Source organism: Arthrobacter sp. N199823 (assembly GCF_002929705.1).
GTDB lineage: Bacteria > Actinomycetota > Actinomycetes > Actinomycetales > Micrococcaceae > Specibacter.
On sequence record NZ_PJIN01000006.1, the window covers coordinates 92,133 to 112,387 of the forward strand.

Annotated in this window: 21 protein-coding genes and 1 tRNA gene; 13 read left to right on the plus strand and 9 right to left on the minus strand. The window is 60.3% G+C overall.

The features are described 5' to 3' along the window. Positions 1–217 precede the first annotated feature (217 nt). Entirely contained in the window at positions 218–1,537 is a 1,320-nt protein-coding gene (locus CXQ93_RS14025) for an MFS transporter (RefSeq protein WP_104111058.1), read from the plus strand. Positions 1,538–1,821: 284 nt separating this feature from the next. Here the strand turns inward: CXQ93_RS14025 and dcd are convergent, their stop codons facing one another. Beyond that, a complete protein-coding gene (gene dcd, locus CXQ93_RS14030; RefSeq protein WP_104111151.1) occupies positions 1,822–2,406 on the minus strand; it encodes a dCTP deaminase in 585 nt (194 codons plus the stop codon). A gap of 154 nt (positions 2,407–2,560) precedes the next feature. On the opposite strand from dcd, the gene CXQ93_RS14035 reads away from it, so the two are divergent. The 6 genes from CXQ93_RS14035 to CXQ93_RS14055 all read left to right on the plus strand — a co-directional run bounded on the left by CXQ93_RS14035 (position 2,561) and on the right by CXQ93_RS14055 (position 6,347). Continuing rightward, entirely contained in the window at positions 2,561–3,046 is a 486-nt protein-coding gene (locus CXQ93_RS14035; RefSeq protein WP_104111059.1) for a cation:proton antiporter regulatory subunit, read from the plus strand. Between the two features lie 9 nt (positions 3,047–3,055). Continuing rightward, complete coding sequence (locus CXQ93_RS14040; protein ID WP_104111060.1) at positions 3,056–4,234, plus strand: cation:proton antiporter; 1,179 nt, start codon at positions 3,056–3,058, stop codon at positions 4,232–4,234. A 166-nt stretch (positions 4,235–4,400) separates the two neighbouring features. Further along, a complete protein-coding gene (locus CXQ93_RS14045; protein ID WP_104111061.1) occupies positions 4,401–4,694 on the plus strand; it encodes an SHOCT domain-containing protein in 294 nt (97 codons plus the stop codon). Between the two features lie 170 nt (positions 4,695–4,864). Continuing rightward, positions 4,865–4,935, plus strand: a tRNA-Gly gene (locus CXQ93_RS14050). A gap of 117 nt (positions 4,936–5,052) precedes the next feature. After that, positions 5,053–5,187 (plus strand): hypothetical protein, encoded by a 135-nt coding sequence (locus tag CXQ93_RS21120; RefSeq protein WP_256939774.1) that lies wholly within the window; start codon positions 5,053–5,055, stop codon positions 5,185–5,187. Then, positions 5,184–6,347, plus strand: a complete 1,164-nt coding sequence (locus CXQ93_RS14055) for a N(5)-(carboxyethyl)ornithine synthase (RefSeq protein WP_104111062.1) — start codon at positions 5,184–5,186, stop codon at positions 6,345–6,347. Before CXQ93_RS21120 ends, CXQ93_RS14055 begins: the two co-directional genes overlap by 4 nt. A 68-nt stretch (positions 6,348–6,415) precedes the next feature. On the opposite strand, the gene CXQ93_RS14060 is transcribed toward CXQ93_RS14055, so the two are convergent. Continuing rightward, a complete protein-coding gene (locus CXQ93_RS14060; RefSeq protein ID WP_104111063.1) occupies positions 6,416–7,747 on the minus strand; it encodes an MFS transporter in 1,332 nt (443 codons plus the stop codon). A gap of 144 nt (positions 7,748–7,891) precedes the next feature. Between CXQ93_RS14060 and CXQ93_RS14065 the strand changes: the two genes are divergently transcribed. The 6 genes from CXQ93_RS14065 (at position 7,892) to CXQ93_RS14085 (ending at position 13,602) form a co-directional block, all read left to right on the plus strand. Further along, a complete protein-coding gene (locus CXQ93_RS14065; protein WP_104111152.1) occupies positions 7,892–8,752 on the plus strand; it encodes a LysR family transcriptional regulator in 861 nt (286 codons plus the stop codon). 48 nt (positions 8,753–8,800) lie between these two features. Next, positions 8,801–9,217 (plus strand): aspartate 1-decarboxylase, encoded by a 417-nt coding sequence (gene panD / locus CXQ93_RS14070; RefSeq protein ID WP_104111064.1) that lies wholly within the window; start codon positions 8,801–8,803, stop codon positions 9,215–9,217. 62 nt (positions 9,218–9,279) lie between these two features. Then, positions 9,280–9,867: a hypothetical protein gene (locus tag CXQ93_RS20405; RefSeq protein ID WP_146073225.1), complete on the plus strand. Its 588-nt coding sequence runs from the start codon at positions 9,280–9,282 to the stop codon at positions 9,865–9,867. 39 nt (positions 9,868–9,906) lie between these two features. Then, positions 9,907–10,833, plus strand: coding sequence for an AEC family transporter (locus tag CXQ93_RS14075; RefSeq protein WP_104111065.1), 927 nt, complete (start codon positions 9,907–9,909; stop codon positions 10,831–10,833). Positions 10,834–10,916: 83 nt separating this feature from the next. Then, positions 10,917–12,512 carry a helicase HerA-like domain-containing protein gene (locus CXQ93_RS14080; protein WP_104111066.1) on the plus strand — a complete coding sequence of 532 codons (1,596 nt, stop codon included), beginning with the start codon at positions 10,917–10,919 and terminating at the stop codon, positions 12,510–12,512. A gap of 40 nt (positions 12,513–12,552) precedes the next feature. Beyond that, positions 12,553–13,602 (plus strand): hypothetical protein, encoded by a 1,050-nt coding sequence (locus tag CXQ93_RS14085; protein ID WP_104111067.1) that lies wholly within the window; start codon positions 12,553–12,555, stop codon positions 13,600–13,602. A gap of 148 nt (positions 13,603–13,750) precedes the next feature. Here CXQ93_RS14085 and CXQ93_RS14090 read toward each other — a convergent pair whose 3' ends face one another. The 7 genes from CXQ93_RS14090 to CXQ93_RS20695 form a co-directional block, all read right to left on the minus strand. Beyond that, on the minus strand, positions 13,751–15,709 hold the full coding sequence (locus tag CXQ93_RS14090; RefSeq protein WP_104111068.1) for an NHL domain-containing thioredoxin family protein: 1,959 nt from the start codon (positions 15,707–15,709) through the stop codon (positions 13,751–13,753). After that, positions 15,709–17,913 carry a cytochrome c oxidase assembly protein gene (locus CXQ93_RS14095; protein WP_104111153.1) on the minus strand — a complete coding sequence of 735 codons (2,205 nt, stop codon included), beginning with the start codon at positions 17,911–17,913 and terminating at the stop codon, positions 15,709–15,711. Before CXQ93_RS14095 ends, CXQ93_RS14090 begins: the two co-directional genes overlap by 1 nt. Before the next feature lie 312 nt (positions 17,914–18,225). Next, on the minus strand, positions 18,226–18,507 hold the full coding sequence (locus CXQ93_RS14100) for an HU family DNA-binding protein (protein WP_062285944.1): 282 nt from the start codon (positions 18,505–18,507) through the stop codon (positions 18,226–18,228). A 284-nt stretch (positions 18,508–18,791) separates the two neighbouring features. Continuing rightward, positions 18,792–19,097: a 30S ribosomal protein S14 gene (rpsN, locus tag CXQ93_RS14105; RefSeq protein WP_062285947.1), complete on the minus strand. Its 306-nt coding sequence runs from the start codon at positions 19,095–19,097 to the stop codon at positions 18,792–18,794. Between the two features lie 4 nt (positions 19,098–19,101). After that, complete coding sequence (gene rpmG, locus CXQ93_RS14110; protein ID WP_044574616.1) at positions 19,102–19,269, minus strand: 50S ribosomal protein L33; 168 nt, start codon at positions 19,267–19,269, stop codon at positions 19,102–19,104. Continuing rightward, positions 19,269–19,505 (minus strand): 50S ribosomal protein L28, encoded by a 237-nt coding sequence (gene rpmB, locus CXQ93_RS14115; protein ID WP_044574618.1) that lies wholly within the window; start codon positions 19,503–19,505, stop codon positions 19,269–19,271. Before rpmB ends, rpmG begins: the two co-directional genes overlap by 1 nt. Before the next feature lie 462 nt (positions 19,506–19,967). After that, the gene (locus CXQ93_RS20695; protein ID WP_181036170.1) at positions 19,968–20,120 is read right to left on the minus strand and encodes a hypothetical protein; all 153 of its coding nucleotides are present in this window, start codon (positions 20,118–20,120) and stop codon (positions 19,968–19,970) included. Positions 20,121–20,255: the final 135 nt, after the last annotated feature.

The window sequence follows — 20,255 nt, forward strand, 5'->3', positions numbered from 1 at the left end:
GGCTCCACATGTTTCGGGCTGGAAATGAGCGAATCACGGGGGTTTACGTCGGTTCCCGACCCTTTCATCCTACCTAACCGAGTCCAGTTCCTGGCCCGCATTGCACCGGTGACGATGCTACTTGCACAAGATCCAACCATGCATTAAGGGGCAGGTTGGGGCTTAATGTTCCGCGCCCCTGCCGCGCCACCGCCTAGTGACGGATAGCATGTGCCCTATGACTGAGTACCCTCCCGCAGCCGCTGCTCTGCCTGCGTCCACGAGCAAATCAACCGGGACCACCTGGCAAATCACCGCATGGGCGCTGTGGGATTGGGGTGGCGCAGCCTTCAATGCCGTCATGACCACCTTCATTTTCACGGCCCTTTACCTGACAGGTGACGATTTTGGTGGCGCAGATAAGGCCACAGCAACGCTGGCCTTTGCCATGTCAGTTTCGGGTTTTGCCATTGCGCTTTTTGCACCTGTTGCGGGCCAGCGCACTGACCACAGCGGACGCCGCAGGCTGTGGCTGGGCATCAACACCCTCATTGTGGTGGTGCTGACGGGTGCGTGCTTCTTCGTGCAGCCGCAGGAATCGTTCCTCCTCTTTGGCTGCATGCTGATCGCCGCCGGCCACGTATTCTTTGAAATTGCCGGCGTGAACTACAACGCCATGCTGTTGCAGATTTCCACTAAAAAGACCATCGGGCGCATCAGCGGTTTCGGCTGGGCCGCCGGATACCTGGGCGGAATCGTCGCGCTGCTGATTGTGTACTTTGCCTTGATCAAGCCGGATGTCGGCATCTTTGGCATCACCAGCGCCGATGGCATGACCTACCGGGCCGTAGCCGTCTTCTCGGCACTGTGGATTCTAATTTTCTCCATCCCGGTGATGCTGGCTATTCCCGAATCGAAGCCCGACCCGAATATGCCCAAAGTGGGATTCTTCCAGTCCTACAAGGAGCTTTACCGAACTGTCATGCATTTGTGGCGCACAGACCGGCACACCGTGTATTTCCTGATCTCCAGCGCCATCTTCCGCGACGGTCTCGCCGCCATCTTCACCTTCGGGGCCGTACTGGCCGTGGGCTCCTTTGGCTTCAAGCCCGGTGACGTGCTGATCTTCGCCATCGCCGGAAACGTGGTGGCCGCCGTCGGAGCCCTGTCAGCTGGCTTCTTCGACGACAAATTTGGCCCCAAGGCCGTCATCGTCACCTCCCTGGTGGGCCTGCTGATTTCCGGCGGTGCGCTGCTGTTCCTCGACGGCAAGAATGCGTTCTGGGTGTTCGGCCTGATCCTGTGCCTCTTTGTGGGGCCGGCACAATCCTCGGCCAGAACGTTCATGGGGCGTTTGGCGCCGGACGGGCAGGAGGGCGAAATGTTTGGCCTTTACGCCACCACGGGCCGCGCTGTCTCATTCCTGGCCCCGCAACTGTTCGGCTATTCCATCTTGATCTTCGGGGCGCAGCGTTGGGGAATCATCGGCATTCTGGTGGTTTTGCTGGCTGGCCTGCTGCTTTTGCTGCCGGTCAAGGCTCCCCCGCACGAACGCTGACCCTATGCGCCAAACTCCTCGCGAATTCAGCGCATAACCTCCGCTCAGTTCTTTTATGCGCCGAACTCGCCCTGGCTTGTGCGCCCGTGCGTCACAGGCGCCAAACTCACCTCGAGTTCAGCGCATAAGAGAAAGTACGACGACGCCCGTGCGTCACAGGCGCCAAACTCACCTCGAGTTCAGCGCATAAGAGAAAGTACGACGGCGGCCGTTACCTTCTGTGGGGAAGGTACCGGCCGCCGTCGTGCGTCTGTCAGGTCTTAGCCAGCTGGACGTTGAGCTACTTAGCCAAGCTCAATCTTGGTGCGGTGGAAATTCTGGAACGACTTAGACGCCGTCGGGCCGCGCTGGCCCTGGTAGCGGTTTTGATGAGTGCCGGTGCCGTAAGGATTCTCAGCCGGGGAGGACAGCTGGAAGAAGCAGAGCTGGCCAATTTTCATGCCGGGCCACAACTTAATGGGCAGCGTGGCCACATTGGAAAGTTCCAAGGTGATGTGCCCGGAGAATCCAGGGTCAATGAAGCCGGCGGTGGAGTGTGTGAGCAGGCCCAGGCGTCCCAAGGAGGACTTGCCTTCCAGACGCGCCGCCACATCGTCCGGCAGGGTGACAGTTTCATAGGTGGAGGCCAGAGCAAACTCGCCCGGATGCAGAATGAACGCCTCATCGGGCTCCACTTCCACCATGCGGGTCAGATCGGGCTGCTCTTCCGCGGGATCAATGTGGGCGTAGCGGTGGTTATCAAAAAGCCGGAAGTACCTGTCAATGCGCACATCAACACTCGATGGCTGCACCATGTCAGGGGTGTAGGGGTCCAAGACAATGCGCTTGGCGGCAATTTCGGCACGTATATCGCGGTCAGAGATCAGCACCATCTAAAAATAGCGCATGTGAGAGCAGCTGAGGCGAAGAATGCGTCCGATTCGGCCCCGGCTTGGGCTCAATTTCCTGCTGCGGGACTATTTTTACCCTTTTCGGCGTTATATACAGGCGCGCAGAGTCATCCGCGCAGCTAAGGTGAGAATCATGAATATTGAAGAGACCCCTCTTCCCGGCATTGGTGTGCGCAGGGAATTGCGGCTTGCCACCGGACGGCGTGTGGGCGTTGTGACCCACCGTGACGGCCACACAGAGTTGATCCTGTCCCGCGTTGACGATCCCGATGCGTGTGCGGCGTCCATTCCGCTGACCGCCGATGAGGCCGCCGGACTGGGACAGCTGCTGGGATCGGCGCAGCTGATTGCCCAGCTCAGTGCCGAGCAGGAAAATGTGTCCGGCATCAGCACGCACCAAATCATGATCCGCAAGGGCTCCTCCTTTGCAGGGCGCACCTTGGGCGACACACAGATGCGCACCCGCACCGGAGCCTCCATTGTGGCGTTGCTGCGCGACGGCGATGTTGTTGGCTCCCCACGTCCTGATGAGGTGCTGCATGTTGGCGACCTAGTGGTTATCGTCGGAACCGATGAAGGACTGGCGGAGGCTGCCCTGATTTTGCAGTCTCGGCCCTAAGCCCCGCCCATGCAAGAGACGACCCTCTCCCTCATCCAGCTCGGCATAGTCTTTTTCGGGCTCGGTTTCCTGGGTCGTCTAGCGGGCCGGATTGGCCTGTCCCCCGTGCCGCTCTATCTCCTGGGCGGCTTGGCTTTTGGTGACGGCGGCTTGGTGAACCTGGGCGGCATAGACGGATTTGCGCACATTGCCAGCGAGATTGGCGTCATCCTCCTGCTACTTATGCTCGGTTTGGAATATACCGCAAAGGAGCTGGTGACGGGCCTGAGGCAGTCCTGGATGGCAGGGCTGGTGGACCTTGTGCTGAACATGCTGCCGGGCGTTGCCGTGGCCCTCATTCTGGGTTGGGGACCCGTCGGTGCGCTCGTCATGGCTGGCGTTACCTACAGCTCATCCTCTGGCATCATCGCCAAGGTCCTCGGCGACCTTGGCCGGCTCGGAAACCGTGAAACCCCAGTGGTCCTGGCAATTTTGGTTATTGAAGACCTGGCCATGGCCGCTTATTTGCCCATTTTGACAGCAGTATTGGCCGGGGTCTCCTTCCTTGGCGGACTCACAGCAGTGGGCATTTCCCTGGCCGTGATCACCCTTGTCTTGCTGGGAGCGCTGCGGTACGGGCACATGGTGTCCAACGTTTTGGACAGCCCGGACAGGGAATCATTCCTGCTGAAATTGCTCGGTGCAGCGCTCCTGGTGGCGGGCATGGCATCGGCCCTGCAGGTCTCGGCGGCGGTGGGAGCATTCCTGCTGGGCATCGCCATTTCAGGTGGTACCGCCGAGAACGCCACCCGCGTCCTGGAGCCCTTGCGTGACTTGTTTGCGGCCATGTTCTTCGTGCTCTTCGGCCTCAACACCGATCCCCGCGAGATCCCGCCCGTGCTCGGCGTGGCGCTGTTGCTGGCCTTGGTCACCAGTATTACTAAGTTGGTGACCGGCTGGTGGGCGGCCAGGCAGCAGGGTATTGGTGTGCCGGGCCGCGCTCGAGCCGGTGCCGCCTTGATTGCTCGCGGCGAGTTTTCCATCGTCATCGCTGGCTTGGCAGTGGCCTCCGGAGCGGTCCCCGCGGAACTGGCAGCCCTGGCCACAACGTACGTGCTGATCATGGCCATCAGCGGCCCGGTCGCAGCTCGCTATGTAGAGCCTGTGGTGCGGCTTTTCCAAGGCAAGAAGCCCGAACCAGTTTTTTAGCTTGACGCGGGGTCGCCGATAAGTCGCCGAACCCAAATCGCACCCACATAAGGCACGACGTCGTCGCTAGTGTGACGCTGTCAGGCCCGTCGCCGCCGGGGTCACCGTATGATGGGAATACCGGCAGTTTGGCTGCCCGGAGCGCTACTCATTCAAGGAGAAAACCATGGCATTCGGCCGACGTAATCGACGCCCCTCCCTTCTGGGAACCGCAGCCCGCACAGCTGTCATTGCAGGCACCGCAACCGCTGCCAGCAATGCTGTCAACAACAAGGCCGCCGGCCAGCAGGCAGCCGCACAGCAGGCCCAGATGCTCCCCGTACCTGCTGTAGCTCAGGCCCCGGCCGCCGCACCGGCAGATGATTTGCTCAGCAAGTTGGAGCGCCTCGCCGCTCTGCACGCATCCGGAGCCCTCACCGACGCCGAGTTTGTAGCAGTCAAGGCATCCATCATCAGCTAGCTGGATGACATTCCCTGCTAGGCACCCGGCATCTGGCCGGTTGTGCCGTCTGGCATCCACCGCTCACGTGTGCCGGACGGGACGCACCGTGTCGCTGGTCAAAATCACTGCCGTGATCGGGCTAGAATCAATACCGGAACAAAAGCTGTGGTTCGCCGCAGTAATTCAATGCGGGCGTAGCTCAATGGTAGAGCGCTAGCTTCCCAAGCTCGATACGCGGGTTCGATTCCCGTCGCCCGCTCTGTGTAGCACCAACTGTTGCCTCTGGATTCGCGTCCCGAGGCAACAGTTGGTTAACGCCGCCCTACGTGTAGGGTCGGGCTACGGGGCTATTTTGCCCCTCCTTTAGGGAGCTGACATGGGCGACAAATCACCACGGCAAACCGCGTCGAAGAAGTCCAGCAAGTCAATCAAGGAAAAACGCGCCGACAAACGAGCCGGCGACTCCGCATCAGCCACTGCTGATAAACCAACCCCTGTGAAAAAGAAATGAACACCCCCGCAGCCGGGCTGCGCTTGGGAGTTTTAGGGAAATCCCGCAAGCCTGATGAACGGCGCGCACCCATCCACCCGGAGCATTTTTCCCGGATGGAAGCGGATCTCTGCGCCCGCATGACGGTTGAGGAAGGCTACGGCCTGCGTTTTGGCGTCACTGACCAAGTACTCGCCACCATGGTGGGCGCCGTCGCTCCCCGCGAGCAGGTCATTGCGAACTCCGACGTGGTCCTCCTGCCCAAACCGCAGGCCTCAGATCTTGCAGACCTCAAGGATGGACAGATCCTCTGGGGCTGGCCGCATTGCGTCCAAGACAGGGCTATCACCCAGCTGGCCATTGACAAGAAGCTGACACTCATAGCCTTTGAAGCCATGAACCACTGGGCCCCCGACGGCGGATTCGGCCTTCACGTTTTCCACAAGAACAATGAGCTCGCCGGCTACTCCTCCGTGATGCATTCACTCGGATTGACAGGTTCAACGGGTGATTATGGCCGTCGGCTCAGTGCCGTGGTCATTGGGTTTGGTGCCACGGCTCGCGGCGCTGTGACGGCTCTGAATGCGTTGGGCATCCACGATGTGCAGGTCCTCACCAGCCGCAATGTGGCAGCCGTAGCGTCCCCCATTCACTCGGCCGAAATGGTTCAATTCGATTTTGCACCCGATGCGCCGCACATTGGTTTTGTCATGCTCGAGGACGGCGACATGCCGCTGAGCACCTTCCTGGCCGAGGCCGACATCGTAGTGAACTGCACCTTGCAGGACCCCAACGCACCCATGACCTATCTGCGGGAAGAGGACCTTGAAGCGTTCCGGCCCGGCAGCTTGATCGTGGATGTCTCCTGTGACGAGGGCATGGGCTTTAGTTGGGCCCGCAACACAACATTCACTGATCCAATGTTCACTGTGGGCAACCACATCAACTATTACGCGGTGGACCACAGCCCCAGCTATCTGTGGAACTCGGCCACGTGGGAAATCAGCGAGGGCTTGATGCCGTTCATCGAACCCGTGTTGGCCGGGCGGGACGCCTGGGCTGACGTTGACACCATCTCCCGCGCCATTGAAATTTCCGACGGCGTGATCGTCAACCCAGCGATCCTCGAGTTCCAGCGCCGTCAGGAAAACTACCCGCACCTGCCGCTGGCCGAAGGTTAATCCCGGGGGTTAGTCAGCAGGGCCGAGTGAGGCAGGGCGGACCGGCTGACGGTCGCCAAGCGTCTCGCTCAGCCGGCTTTCGCCACAATCAACACCGGGTTACGGGCGCTGCGCAGATTAACGCGCAGCGCCAGTTGTCCGCGCTTGGCCAAGATCAGGCCGATCACCACTGCGGCCATGGCGGGCATACCGCCAGCAACAAGGGTGGCCCCGTGGACGCCCCAATTTTCTGCCAGCCAGCCCATCAGCGGACCGCCCAGGGCTTGGCCACCAATCAACACCATGATGTACAGGCTCATGACGCGCCCGCGAATGGAAACATTCGTTGACATCTGGACCAGCTGATTCGCGCTCGTCAAGAACAGCAGGGAAGCAAACCCAGCCACCACCATGACGGCACCAAAGGTGACCATGTTCGGTGCAGCTGAAGCAATCATCAGCACGATCCCGTAAGTACCCGCCGCCGCCATGACGCCGCGCAATCGCAAGGTGGCAAGGCGGGTGGAGGCAATGGCCCCGCACAAAGCACCGAGAGCAACAAGAGTATTGAGCAAACCGTAGCCGCCGGCACCGGCGTCGAACACGTTGTTGGCATAGGCGGCCAGCAACACCGCAAGGCTCAAACCAAACACGGCGAAGACGGCAGCCATGACAGCTGGCCAGAAGATGGTGGGCTTGCCCATGGCGTAACGAACACCTTCCATTAGCTGCCCCTTGGCGCGCTTCACAGGAGGCATCTGCACCAGTTCGCTCTTGCGGATCAGCATCAGGGATCCCACGGTGAGCGTGCAGGCCAGCGCGTTCACTGCAAAGGCCCAGCCACCGCCCACAGCCATGATGAGCACGCCACTGACGGCCGGACCAATCATGCCGCCCATCTGGAAAATCGAGGAGTTTAGGCTGATGGCGTTGCGTAACTGCCGCGGCCCCACCAGTTCATTGACAAACACTTGGCGTGCGGGCTGATCGGCCACCACCACCAGACCCAGGACAAAGGCAATGACGTAAATGTGCCAGACCACCAAATTATCGGTCAACGCCAGCACAGCCAATATTGTTGCCAACACGGCCGCAGCTCCTTGGCTGATCATGAGAATCAGCCGCTTGGAGTACCTGTCCGCCAAGATTCCGCCCAGTGGCATCAGGAGCAAGGAGGGGATGAACTGCATGAATACGGTGATTCCCACGGCTGTCACCGAACCTGAGAGCTCAAGAACCATCCAGTCCTGCGCTACTCGCTGCATCCAGACGGCAATGACTGCCACGAGGTTGGCGGAGGCAAAGATGCGGTAATTGCGGATTTTCAGCGAGGAAAAGGTCTGACTCCACGGAGGGCGTGTGGTCACTAGATTGATGGGGGCGGTCAGGGCAGCATTCGGTTCTGCTGTTGGGGGCGTCAACGCGGGGGTCCTGAGAGTAGAAGGTGAGCGGGGTGTACCTTTTCAACCCTAGGCAGCACCAATTTATAATGAAAGGGTATGGTGCCTATAAATACTATTGAGCTTCGTAATAGCTACAGGAGTGCCGCCATGTCGGATGTCCCACTGTTTGATCCGGTCCAGCTCAAGAGCTTCCTGGCGTTGGCCGAAACTCGTAATTTCACCCGCGCTGCGGAGCGGCTGGGCATCAGTCAGCCAACCGTGAGCCAGCATGTGCGCAAACTAGAGCAAGCCGCAGGCCGGGTCCTGGTCACCCGCGATACCCGCGAGGTTCGACTGACGGACAACGGGGATGCCATGACAGGCTTCGCCCGCACCATCCTGGCCGCCAATGATGTCGCCACCCGCTATTTTTCCGGTGCCGCCATGCGCGGTCGGCTGCGTTTTGGGACCGCCGATGACTTGGCCATCACGGGTCTGCCGCGCATCCTGCGTGAGTTCCGGCAGCTATATCCTCAGATCAACCTCGAACTCACAGTCAGCCAAAGCGATCAACTGCACCGCCGCCTCAAGGCTGGCGCCTTGGATCTGGTATTCGTGAAGTGGGTTTCGGGCGCGCAGGAAGGTGAAGTGGTTAAACAGGACACCTTTGCGTGGGTGGGTCTGGAACAAACTGTCTTGGAGCCCGGCGCCCCCGTTCCCGTCATCGCCTATCCGGCACCGAGCATGAGCCGGAAATTAGCTCTTGAAGCGCTGGAGAATGCCGGGCGCACGTGGCGCGTCACGTGCACCACCAAGCAGATCAGCGGGGTCCTGGCCGCGCTGCGGGCGGGGATCGGCATTGCCGTGATGCCGACGTCGCTGGTTCCAGAAGACCTGAAGATCATTACGAAGCGTTATGACCTGCCACCAGTGGGCGATGTGGACTTCACCCTGATCCGCAACCCCCTGGCTAACACCGAGGTTGTGGATGCCCTGACCCGCGCCATCATGGGCCGCAAACTCACACCGGTCAGCAGACCGTAAGGGAACTCACAGCCAGCCCTTGCCCTCTGGCGGTAGACTTATCCCGTTATGATTCGAACAATATTCAAATCCAAGATTCACCGCGCAACCGTCACCCACGCAGATTTGCACTACGTTGGCTCCGTGACTGTGGACGCGGATCTGCTGGACGCTGCCGACATTCTGCCGGGCGAGTTGGTCTCCATTGTGGACATCACCAACGGTGCCCGGTTGGAAACCTATACCATCCCCGGCGAGCGCGGATCCGGTGTCATTGGCATCAATGGCGCAGCCGCCCACCTCGTTAATGTTGGCGACCTGGTCATCCTCATGACCTACGCGCAGATGACCACCGCCGAAGCACTGGGCTTTGTGCCCACAGTGGTTCACGTCGATGCGCAGAACAAGATGGTGCACTTGGGCACTGACCCGGCAGAAGCCATCACCGAGGGCCTGCTGCGCCCGGCCTTGGCCCAAAGCCGCTAGGACTCAGCCACTGCCCGTAACGTCCGGGCATCAATGGCATTGCGCTCTCCTACTATTGACGCATGACAGATGCCCGCCTAATGACAACAGCTCCAGCCCCTTGGCTGCCCCAGGGCAGCTCGGCGGAAACGTGGGTGGGGCATGACTGCCAGGTGCGCGAACCCGTCATTGTGACCAGGCTGCTCATCGTTCGACGGAATTCTGGCTCCGCATTGGAGTTCTTCTGTGTGCCATCGCCGAAAGGGGCAAATCTGCCCACCCGATGCCTTCGGGCAGATCATGCCGAGGAATCCTCGCTAGACGGCACTGCGAAGCTCATACGGGAAATATTCGGATACACCGCTCTGGCAACACGTTGCGTAGGATTCATCCGAAATGTGGTCCCCTCCCCGGACGAGAACTATAAATATCCCTCACCATGGGCCCACATCCCCGTCCACTTAGTCCTCAGCAGCGCCGAACCTGCGGTTGCCGGCGAGTGGTTCGACCTCAACCGCGGACACGCCGAACTATCACAGCAGCACTGGTGGCGGATCGTTGAGCACTTCCTCACCACAGCCGCCTATACGTATTTTTGCGCAGCTGACAGCCTTTCCACGTCATGGCGGCGGGCACCATTGCCGGAATACGGTGTCTTCTGTTTAGGCTGATGGAGTGCCGACAATGACCACCACCGTCCAAGGATCCCCGTGCTAGCCGTTATCGAGGGCTTCTCCGTTGTCTGGATCGTCATCTTGGTGGGCTGGTTTGTTGGCCGGAGAAAGCTCCTGGGCGAGAACGCGCAGCTGGTTCTGAGCCGCCTGTCCTTCTTTGTAGCCAGCCCCGCCCTCTTGGTGGAAACCCTCGCCCGAGCGGATCTGCACACCGTTTTTGCACAACCACTCCTTGTCGCTGCCAGCAGCGCCGTCATTACAGCCACAATATTCATGACGGTCACCCGGCTGTGGCTCAAACGGTCCGTGGCGGAGTCACTCTTGGCGGCCATGTCATCCTCAACAGCGAACGCGGCGAATTTGGGTATCCCCATCGCCGCCTACGTTCTAGGCGACGCTGCCTTGATCGCACCCGTGCTGGTCTTTCAACTGGCGTTCTACACCCCCGTCTACCTCATGCTGCTGGACGGCCTCACCAGCGGCCGGCGAGCCACGCCCGGGCGGATCCTGCTCCAGATCATCAGCAACCCCATGATCCTGGGAACGGCCGTAGGTCTTGTCCTGGCTTCAACTGGCTGGCAGTTGCCCAGCCTCGTGGCTGAACCTCTCCACCTCATTGCCGGCGCAGCCATTCCGGCCATCTTGATCGCCTTTGGCATGTCGCTAGGCACCAGCAGGCCGCTGAACCCGGCTGACGGGCGGCGCCCCGACATTCTGGTGGCCACCGGGTTCAAACTCATTTTGCACCCGGTCATTGCCTACCTGTTGGGGCACTTTGCCTTGGGCATGGACGGAGCCGCACTGTTCGCCGTGGTGGTTGCCGCATCCCTGCCCGCGGCGCAAAACGTCTACGTGACTGCTCAGCGCTACCAGGTGGGCGTTGCGGTGGCCAAGGACACCGTACTACTGACAACCGTGCTGGCCATCCCCGCCATGTTTGCCGTCGCGTTCCTACTCGGCTGAGCCGATCCAAGCCGCTCAACGCCACTGCCCGTCATCTGGCGCAGTTACCGGGTCCCTATTATGCGCCGCGGTACGCTGTGGATATGGCTACCACAACCTCGGCAGAGTTGATCTCCAAAATTCAGGCAGGCTACACGTTCAGCGGTTCCTCGATCGCGCTGGGTGCGGCCATGGTCGACGGCGAAACTCACCCGGAAGCGCAGGTTTCCCTGCCGCTTGCCATGATGAACCGGCACGGGCTGGTGGCTGGCGCCACGGGTACGGGCAAGACTGTCACGTTGCACATGATTGCCGAACAGCTTTCCACGGCCGGGGTGCCAGTCTTCATGGCGGACATCAAGGGCGATCTGACCGGCCTGGCCACGGCAGCCGAGGGCAGCGACAAGCTGACCGCGCGCACTCAGGCTCTTGGACAGCAATGGGAGTCCAAGGCGTTCCCCGTGGAGTTCCTGGCCTTGGGCGGGAACGGCAATGGTGTCCCCGTGCGCGCCACCATCACCTCCTTTGGCCCCATTCTGTTGGCCCGCATCCTGGACCTGAACGAGACACAGGAATCCAGCCTGCAATTGGTCTTCCACTACGCGGATACCAAGGGCCTGGAGCTTTTCGATCTGAAGGACCTGCGCGCCGTCATCCAATTCCTCACCTCTGATGAGGGCAAGGCGGATCTCGAAGATCTGGGCGGGCTCTCCAAGGCCACAGCCGGCGTCATCCTGCGTAATCTCATCACCCTTGATGCTCAAGGCATGAGTGATTTCTTTGGTATGCCCGAGTTCGATACAGCCGAGCTGCTGCGCACCGCACCCGACGGCCGCGGCGTCATCACCTGTCTGGAACTGCCCAGCATCCAGGACAAGCCGCTGCTGTTTTCAACGTTCCTCATGTGGCTGCTGGCTGATTTGTTCCGCGAGCTGCCCGAGGTGGGCGACGCTGACAAGCCCAAACTGGTGTTCTTCTTCGACGAGGCCCACCTGCTGTTCAACGGCGCCAGCAAGGCCTTCCTGAACGCCATCACACAGACCGTGCGGCTCATCCGTTCCAAGGGTGTCGGCATCTTCTTCGTCACCCAGACCCCCAAGGATGTCCCTGCCGACGTCCTCGCCCAGCTGGCCAACCGCGTCCAGCACGCCTTGCGCGCCTTCACCCCCGAGGATGCCAAGGCACTCAAGGCCACCGTCACCACATTCCCCATCAATGACTATGATCTGGCCGAGGTCCTGACCAGCGCAGGCATTGGCGAAGCCGTTGTCACTGTCATGAATGAAAATGGTGCCCCCACCCCGGTTGCCTTGACGCGCCTGCGCGCTCCGGGCTCCGTGATGGGGCCTAGCTCCGACGCCGCGGTCAAGGCCGTCATTGCCGCCTCCGCGCTGCTGCCGACTTATGGGACCGCCGTGGACCCCGTGTCCGCCTACGAAAAGCTGGAGGCGTCCGCTGCCCCGGCTGCGCCCACACCGAGCACCGGTCCGGCTCTGGGAACGCCGTTGCCTCCTCCGCCGCCACCAGTGTCTCTCCCCGCTCCCACTAACGACGGCGGCATGGCCTCCGATGTCATCGGCGCCTTGGGTGGGGCTTTGGGAGGCGGACTGAAAAGCATGGTCCGATCCATGGGTAGCTCTCTGGGCCGGAACTTGATGCGCGATATTTTCGGTACCGCACCGCGAAAGCGCCGCCGATAGCCGGCCAAAGGGCCGCAAAGGGCCCTAGAAGGGAGATGGCATGAGTGTTGATCAAGTACCCCTGATTCAAACCCCTGCACCCGAACCCGGTACAGTTGACGGCGTGAAGAACGGGACGCAACTCATCAAAATCGCCGCCGCGTGGCTGCTGATTTTTCTACTGGGTATCGCCGCCTCCATCGTGACCATAACCATTGTCAACACCAAGGATTTTGGTCCGGAAAAGACCGTGGCGAACTACTTGGCTGCGTTGCGGGAAGGCGATGGCTCCACGGCTCTTGGAATCTTGCAGGCCAAGGTTCCCGGAGCTAATGCCGCAGCCCTGGATGGCGATGCGCTGGCACAGTCTCAAGAGGCGTTGAAAGATGTCAGCATCGCCGAGGCGGTCTCCGCCCCTGATGACCAGAAGAAAGTCACTGTCAATTACACGGTTGGCGATTCCGCGCTGAGCACTGATTTCTTGCTTAAGCCCGGTGCCAAGCACTGGCTGTTCTTTGACAGTTGGACGATGGTCCCAAGCACTCTGCCAGTCATTAATGCCTCTGTGGTCAATGCCAACCAAGCCAGCATCAATGACGCTGACGCCAACATGCCCGATGGCCGAAATTCCTTCGCCGTCTTCTACCCCGGCAGCTACGAACTTCAATACCGTTCACCGCTCTTTGCCGCCCCACCGGAAACGCGTACCGTGACAGGATCCGCCGAGGCGGTAGCAAATGTCAGTCTCGCGACAGGACCAACCAGCGAACTGCTTTCTCAGGTTGACGGCACCATCAGGAAGTACCTGGATGCCTGCGCCAAGCAGGCAGTCTTGATGCCCACCGGCTGCCCCATGACCGCAGCAACAGACAACCGGGTTGTTTCCTCAGTGACCTGGTCCATTCAGGAGTACCCGCCCATCACCATCTCACCGTTTGGTGGCCAATGGGTCTTGGCACCACTGAAAGCCAAGGCACAGGTGGAATACAAGGAACAAAACCTCTTCACCGGCGTCATCTCCCCCGTCAAGGACCCGAAGGACGTGAGTTTCTCAGCCAAACTGACCATCACTGGCAACAACGTGGTGGTCACCCCAGTCGTCGAATACTAGGGTTCCCGATCCACGTGCGCGTGGATGGAACCCACTGGCGGCCGGGCAGCTGGCCTGACCGAATCAACGTACTACTTAAATAGGTAACTCCGGGAGACACTGGATCCGCCCGGAGTTACTTATTTAGTTTGATGCCTAAGAATCGGCGTTAGAGTCCGCGCAGATCCAGCGCCAGTTCCGTGGCGCCGTCGGCGTTCAGCAGTACTGGAATACCCCAATCCTGCTGGTACAGGTGGCATGCGGCATGGTCCGGGATCTCACCATTGGCATCTTCCGGGCCGTCGCAAGCTGCTGCGCGAGCGGTCAAGTGCAGCACTCCCTCGGGCACATCGGCTGCGAGCACCAGCGTCCGCTGCAGACCTACGGACGTTCCGCCGCCGCTGATCAGCAGTTCCGGAGGTGTTGAAGAAACCTTCAGCTGAGTTGGGTCACCCCAGCGGTCGTCAAGCTTCTGCCCTGTTGGCGCGGAGAAGTTGATGCTCAGCTTCAGTTCACCCGGGGCCACGTCAGTCTTGGGGCGCTGTGTCTGGACGGCTCCCTCATCAACCTGCAAGGCGTTCTTGGGCAGGGGAAGCCGGATCAGCTGGTGCTGGTTGGACTCAACCACAATGAGCAACGGCACATCGCCGGTTTCATCCAGCAACACGTCACTGGGTTCGGCCAGGCCACGAGCCAAAGTGCTGACGGTCTTAGTGGCCGGATCATAGCGGCGCACGGCTCCGTTGTAGGTATCAGCGATAGCCACAGAGCCATCGGGCAACACGGCAACACCCAAGGGGTGCTGCAGGCGCGCCTGATCGGCCTCGCCATCGCGGAAACCAAAGTCAAAGAGCCCCTCACCGATGGCTGTCTCAACGCTCAGTGTGGGGCCGTTCTCACCCTCACCGCCAGCCTTGAACTTGAGAACACGCAACGCTGAGGTCTCCGAGTCAGCAACCCAGATGTTGCCCTGAGTATCTTCGGTGAGGCCCGACGGCTGGGCAAACCATGCCTGCCCGGCGGGGCCGTCCAACAGCCCTTCCAGACCGTTACCGGCCACCACGGTCACAGCGCCGGTATTTGGGTCAAAGTCGAAGATCTGGTGGGTGCCAGCCATGGCAATGACAACTGTTTTCAGGACCGTTGAGTAGGCAACGTCCCACGGTGAAGAGAGCGCAACCTCAAGCGGCGCGGTGCCAAGGTTGGTCTCAGAGGCGGCTTCACCGTCGTCATTCACACGGGCAGGACCCGCCTCCAAGAGGCGCTGGACACCGTTTCCGAGCAGGGTGCGGACGGCACCGGTTGCTAGGGTGACTCCGCGCAGGCGGTGGTTGACCGAGTCCGCCACCACCACGTCGTAACCCACTGAGGCGGCCAGTTCAGCCGGGAGCAACGCCAAGCCGTGAGGTTCATTGAACTGAGCGTCGTCAGCGGCACCATCAAGGTAGCCCTTGGTACCGGAGCCGATGGTGCGGACAACAGTGGCCAGGTCCGGGCCGGTTTCCACGAGCCGGTGGTGGCCGGTGTCTGAGACGAGGAAGTTGCCGCTAGCTAACGGCAGCACCTTGCCGGGGAAACGCAGATCGCGGACAACCGGTTCCGGGGCAACGTACGGGCCGTCGCCGCGATGCAAGGTGCCTTTGGCCTCGTGCTCTGCGATGAGCTCGGGGATCAGTGTGGCCAGCCCAGCGGCGTGACCTTCACCTGACATGTGCGCCACGATGTAGCCTTCGGGGTCTACAACCACCAGTGTGGGCCAGGCACGGGCCGAGTACGCCTGCCACGTGACCAACTCAGGATCATCCAGAACAGGGTGGTGGATCTCGTAGCGTTCAACGGCCGCAGCCAGGGCCACGGGATCGGCCTCATGCTCAAACTTCGGCGAATGTACGCCAACCGTGACCAGTACGTCCTTGTATTCCTCTTCCAAGGGGCGCAGTTCATCGAGAACGTGCAGGCAGTTAATGCAGCAGAACGTCCAAAAATCCAAAAGGACAATCTTGCCGCGCAGCTTCTCTAGGTTCAGATCGGCGCCGCCGGTGTTCAACCAGCCGCGGCCTTCAAGCTCGGATGCTCTGACCCTGACCGGGTTGGCTGTGGCAGAGGTGGTTTTCGTTGCGGAATCCACTAGTTCGCTTCTCCTTGCGTTCCGGCCGGGGTTTCCGACTCACTGGTTTTGCTGTTCTGGGGCTTGCTGTCTGCAGGTCCATTGTTCTCAGGCCTGCCGCCTTCGGACCAATTGTCTTCGGGGGTGCGCTCAGTCTTGGCTGCGGCTTTCGCGTGCTGCACGTGCGGAAGTTGGGGGCCTGGTGGCCGCTCTGCCATGGAGGCGTCACGGGCCGCCAGCTGGGCGAACATGTCATTGTAAGCGCCTAGATCGGCGTCCTTATTCCTGTCTGCCGCCCGGTCCTTACGTTTGGTCTCCCGCGCGTCGGACTTTGCCCACATGTAGGCAACACCCATGGCGATCATCAGCGTGGGAAATTCTCCCACCCCCCACGCGATGCCCCCGGCGGTTTGCTGGTCCACCAAGGCACCATCACCCCAGGGCCGGCCCATGTTGCCAAAGTATTCGCCGGAGAGCAGGGTGGTGGACATCATCAAGGACACGCCAAAGAAAGCGTGGAAGGCCATGGTGGCCAGCAGCAGCAACAGCCGGAAAGGGTAGGGGGCGCGGGTGGGGAGCGGGTCCGCGCCGATCATGCTCTGGACAAAGATGTAGCCCGTGATGGTGAAGTGCACAATCATCAGTTCGTGGGCCACATGGTATTTCATGGCCAGACCGAAGGCTGGTGAATAGTAAAACAGGACCAGGCTGCCGGAGAAGTTTGCCGCAGCGAATAGCGGGTGCGTGATGACCTTGGAATACCTTGAGTGCACCAGCACCAGAATCCATTCGCGGACGCCTCGGGACCCGTCACGCCTGGGGGTCAGTGCCTGCAACGCCAGCGAGATGGGCGAACCCATGGCCAGGAACAGTGGCGCAACCACCATGAGTGCCATGTGCTCCACCATGTGGGCACTGAAGGTTACTGCTCCGTAGACGGCCGTGCCGCCGGAGGTGATGTAGACCAAGGTCAGCAAACCAACGAACCAGGAGACGCTGCGCAGCACCGACCACTTGTCACCGCGTTGGCGCAATTTCCTGATGCCCATGAAGTAAGCGGCGCCACCCAGAACGGCAAAGGCTACCCACAGCCAATCCATGCGCCATTCCGTGAACCAGCGGGAAAACTCCAGTTCCGGAGGCAACGGGTAACCCGTGAGAATCTGCGCCGGCGTCATAGCGGCTGCATCCTGTTCGCGTGACTCCGGCGGGGCGGAACGTCCCAGACCCACGGCAAGGCCGCTGACAACACCCATGATCAGCAGTTCAACGAAAATGAGCTGCCAGAGCAGACGGCGGGCGTTTCCCTTGTTCTTTGACCCGCCCTCCAACCGCGGAATGATCCATTCGCGGTGCATGTAGCCAATCACGCCCAACACCACCGTGGCCGTAAACTTCGCCACGATCAGCTGTCCGTAGGAGGAGTAGAAGAGATCATGCCAGTTGGTGATGCGAATGGCTGCGTTGATGATGCCGGAGCCAGTCACAGCCACAAAAGCAAACAGTGCCAAGGCGGAGAAACGCTTGAGCGTTTGGGCGGTGATCTTACCCAACACGCTCGAGACAACCACCAGAACGATGATGCCGCCAACCCACAACGAAGCTCCACTGATGTGCAGCAGGAGCGAATTCACAGCACCCTTGTGATCGGCGCTGGAGGCCGAGTGTCCAATCAGTGCCTGCGGGATGAAGGAGAGCATGGCCAGAACCAAGGGCACTGCCAGGGCACTGATGTTGCGTAAGCCAAAGGACAGTGTGGTGACAACGGCAGCGACAATGGTGATGGTCAGCCAAGCCTGTCCCGCTGGCAGCTCTGTCATGAAGAACACCAGCATGTTGGTGTATTCAGCGTTACCGCTCAACGGCAGGGCTGAAATGCTCGAATAGGTGAGCACCAGCACGGCGATCGCGGAGATGGTCCAGACCGCTCCGGCCACCATGGCAAGTGTCATGGCTCGGGCGAAGGCCGGGTGCTCGGGCTGCCCGAGCGCTGCGGTGCGCTTGGCGGCGTCGTCCTTTTGACGGCCGGAGTGCGGACGGTGCTTCTTAAGATCCTTGGGAAGAATCACTACGGCGAACGCCAGGGCTCCAATGACCGCGGACAGCGCCAGGTTGTGAACGGCAGTGGCCAGCGGCAAGCCCCAGCGCGTAAATGCGCCCGGATCGGCAAGCAGCGGGACGGCGGTGGCCCCAGTCCACAGAAGCGCAAGCACCACTGTGACCATGGTCGCGGCAAGCCCTAGCCACCACCAATGGCTGGGAATGCCGTCGGCAAAGGTGCGCCCCCTTGCGGTAGCGGGGGTGCGGACTGTGGCTGCGGGGGAAGAGTCTACGGGTGGCACCCTTCTATTGTCCTGCACCTAGTGAACATCGGGCGAATCAGGGAGCTCACAGGAAAGGACCGGCAGCCAAAATACCACCGCTGGACCCACTGCCAACAAGATGCCGCGGGTGGCCTACGGAGGGTCACCTTGGCATTAAAAACCTGAAGGCGGCCAGCTGATGCTGACCGCCTTCAAGGGAAACTGTGCAGAAAATTACTTCTTGACAGCAGCCTTCAGCTTGGAGCCAGCGGAAAGCTTCACGCTGTGGCCTGCTGCGATCTGGATGGTCTCGCCGGTCTGCGGGTTACGGCCGGTGCGTGCTGCACGGTCGGTGCGCTCGATGGAGAGCCAGCCCGGGATGGTGATCTTTTCGCCAGCTGCAACGGAGCTCTCGAAGACGGTGAAGAGTGCATCCAAAACAGCGTTTACTGCGGTCTGGCTGGTCTCAGCCTTTGCAGCAACTTCAGCAACCAATTCGCTACGGTTCTTAGCCATGTTTGTCCTCCTGGACGTAAAGTGAATCCAATTCCACGCGGTTGCGTGTCAACCACTGCTAGCGAACTTACCAGCATTTCCGCGGGAATCCGGTAAATTTGAACGAATTTTGAGGCAAATTTCCCGGATTCTAGGGTTATTTCGCTCTCAGCCAACTCCTGCGCAGCTATTTGCGGGGTGAGGCGGGCCGTTCTGGCCGCAACAGCGTGACCGCGAGCAGAGCCGTTAAAGGGCAGCAAAAAGGGCGGCGACCGTAAGGTCACCGCCCTTTTTACAACTGGATGCTACCAGCTGGACTTCTTGATACCGGGCAGTTCGCCAGCGTGTGCCATCTTGCGGAAGCGTACACGGGAGATGCCGAACTTCTGGAGCGTTCCACGGGGACGGCCGTCAATGGCGTCGCGGTTACGAACACGTACCGGCGATGCATTGCGGGGGAGCTTCTGCAGGCCCAGGCGGGCCGCTTCGCGCTCTTCGTCGGTGGAGGTCGGGCTAACGAGGGCCTTCTTCAGGGCGAGACGCTTCTCGGCGTAACGCTCTACGATGACCTTGCGCTGCTCGTTCTTCGCGATCATGGACTTCTTAGCCATAGTCTTAGCGCTCCTCTCGGAATTCAACGTGCTGACGGATCTTGGGATCGTACTTCTTCAGAACCAAACGGTCCGGAGTGTTACGACGGTTCTTACGAGTTACATACGTGAAACCAGTGCCCGCGGTGCTCTTGAGCTTGATGATCGGACGTACGTCCTTGTCTTTTGCCACTAGAGCTTCACCCCACGAGCGAGAATGTCGGCGACGACGGAGTCAATACCGCGAACGTCGATGGTCTTGATGCCCTTGACGGAAAGCTGCAACGTAACGTTGCGGCGCAAGGACGGTACCCAGTAGCGCTTCTTCTGGATATTCGGATCGAACCGACGCTTGTTGCGGCGGTGCGAGTGCGAAATGCTATGTCCGAAGCCCGGCTCGGCTCCAGTCACCTGGCAATGAGCTGCCATGATCACTCCTAAAAAAATGAATGGAAACGGTTCACTGGTGCAAACCGTGCGAAGAGGTAGCGTCCGCCCTTGGACAGCATGATTCCTCTTTAGTCATTTACATGATGATGAGGAGGTGACCGTCCGGCGAATACCCGAATGCACGCAACTTGAGCCCCTAACTACCGGCCGGCGGGAGGATAATCACCGCAAACCGGAGCAATTGCACACGCTCCGCGCTACCTAGCGCCTACCCAGTCTAGTTGCAAAGGAGCGGATTACCCTAATTGGCCCATATCATGCCCTGCATTAAACACGCACGCAGGGCGTGAAAGATGTTTTCGCGCCCTGCAGCTGAGTCCCCCGGCACTGTTGCCGGGTGAATCTGTCAGTGAATGTCCGACGGCGCGAGGCCACCTACCAGCCTGAGGGTTGGGTGTGTGCCCCGTGCGTGCCCCGAGAAAAAGCCCCAAAAAGTTGCACCTACACGGTGACGGCGGCCCGGACAGGCCAAATCCCGCGAATGTCTTGGTGAACGACTTCAGGTTTCTGATGCTCCACCCGTTCCGGTGCCACGTCCACTGCAAACGCCTGCCCCTGCACTACATCCAAGATTGCTATGCCTAACGAGACCATGTCCTATTCCTTCACCTGTAACGTGACGTACCCCAACGCCATTACTCCGAGCGTATGGATGGTGCGGGAGTAAAACATCGGTAGTTGCTACGTATCTTTTGGCTAGGTTTTTTGGGATCCGGTCCTAGATCAGCT